Source organism: Falsihalocynthiibacter sp. CO-5D18, assembly GCF_041205445.1.
Lineage (GTDB): Bacteria > Pseudomonadota > Alphaproteobacteria > Rhodobacterales > Rhodobacteraceae > Falsihalocynthiibacter > Falsihalocynthiibacter arcticus.
The window spans coordinates 1-495 of the sequence record NZ_JBGFCF010000088.1 but is presented as its reverse complement, the minus strand read 5'-3'; the positions used below and the strand labels follow the sequence as shown (position 1 = coordinate 495).

At 52.7% G+C, this 495-nt stretch carries 1 pseudogene; it reads right to left on the bottom strand.

From position 1 onward, the window contains the following. A pseudogene (locus tag AB9F27_RS22045) lies at window positions 1-394 on the bottom strand (chromosome partitioning protein ParA); the annotation flags it as partial. Between the last annotated feature and the right edge of the window lie 101 nt (window positions 395-495).

Here is a 495-nt window from a genome sequence, read left to right as displayed (position 1 = left end):
CGGCGGCGTTCGCAAGATGCTGCGCCACGACAGTTTTCCCAACGCCTCCTTTAAAGTTAGAAACGGCGACACGGATAGCACGCCCCTTGGGCCGTTTGGGCAGGAGCGTTTTGCCCCGAAAACGGACACGGCGACGGAGTTCGTTGATTTCCTCGAGAGTGAACCAGCGCTGTCGGCCATCCTCTTCGGTCTCGCCTTGAGGCAGGGTCGGGTCGTCGGCAAGTTTTTTACGCAAGGTGTCAGCGGGCACATCAAACATAAAGGTACAGATTTCCCAGATGGAGAAGGGTCGCAACTCCTTGGTTTCACCCGGACTAAAGGTTGCACGGCGCACGTTGGATTGCTGCGCAAGACTGCGTTCGTTCATGGCCTGTAAATCAGAGTGGTTCCGCATGGTGTGCCTCTTGTTTTTTTACTATAATCCCTGAATAGCGGGATTTCACAGATTTCGCAAAACAGAAATTTCAAAATTCGCGATTTTCGCACCGTTTTAAG